Source organism: Curtobacterium sp. A7_M15, from assembly GCF_030705415.1.
Taxonomy (GTDB): domain Bacteria; phylum Actinomycetota; class Actinomycetes; order Actinomycetales; family Microbacteriaceae; genus Curtobacterium.
Genome location: NZ_JAUZED010000229.1, coordinates 1 through 1,060 on the forward strand (window position 1 = coordinate 1; position 1,060 = coordinate 1,060).

Consider the following 1,060-nt stretch of genomic DNA (forward strand, 5'->3'; position numbering starts at 1 on the left):
GACGACCACGAGTGCGACGGGGGAGACGTGCGTCCCCGCTGACCCGGAGTACACGGCGGCGGCCAACGCGACCGCGACCGCGGCGATCGCCGCGTACCGACCACGGGAGGATGCGAGCAGGGCCTGTCCAGCGGACCCGGCGACCGGCAGCAGCGTCGTGACGACGGCGCCGAGGCCGCCGACGCAGAGGGTGATCGCGAACTCGGACACCAACGACACCCAGAAGCCGGAGCCCGGCGTGAGGGAGTGTACGATCCAGCCGGCCGCCGCGACGACGAGCAGGGCGATCGACCGCCACGTCGCGCTCCGTGCCCCGGAGGCGATCGCCGAGCCGAGTCGGAGGGCCTGCGTGTCGACGTCCGGCCGTCCGACCGGCACGAGGACCGCTCCGACGATCACTGCGGGGGAGAGGTCGAACGTCCGGGTGAGGCCGCACGTCACGAGTGCGGCGAGCACCAGCCAGGGGGAGACCCGGAACCCGATCGTGCTGCGGTCGGTCCCGGCCGCCCACCGGGTGGCGAGGACGATCGTCGTCGTCAGGACGGCAGCCCCGAGCAACACCGCGATCGCCAGGCGGACGTAGCGCGCTTCGAGGGAGACGCCGACGCCGAGCAGGGTGCACAGCCCGACGACCAGGACCGCGACCGTGATCGAGGCCCAGGTCGGGAGGACGTCGTCGCCGCGTCGTCGCTCGGCACGGGGGCGGTTACGACCGAGGAGTCCGGCGAACGGCGAACGGATCCGATCGCGGGCGACGCCGGCGACGAGCGCGAGCGGAGCGGCGATGAGGACGAGGAACCCGGCGGCGACCCCCGTGGCGACGAGGACCGTGCGCCACGTGAACGCCGCCTGGATGGTCGGAACGGTGGTGTCGTAGGCCGTGGACGCCGTCCAGTCGCCCGCCGGACCGGACCAGTCGAGGCCGCGACCGTGGCCACCCGCGGCGGTGCCGTTCGGTCCGGTGCCGGTGCCGGTGCCGGTGCCGGTGCCGCTGCCGTCGCTGCCGCTGCCGGTGCCGCTCCCGCCGGAACCGGAACCGGAGCCGGGGCCGGCGGCGCTG

The 1,060-nt window shown here is 74.9% G+C and carries 1 protein-coding gene; it reads right to left on the bottom strand.

Going from position 1 to position 1,060, the window contains the following annotated elements:
• Positions 1 to 1,060, bottom strand: a 1,060-nt coding sequence (locus tag Q7F20_RS18615; protein ID WP_305741540.1) for a hypothetical protein, incomplete at both ends; no start/stop codon positions are given.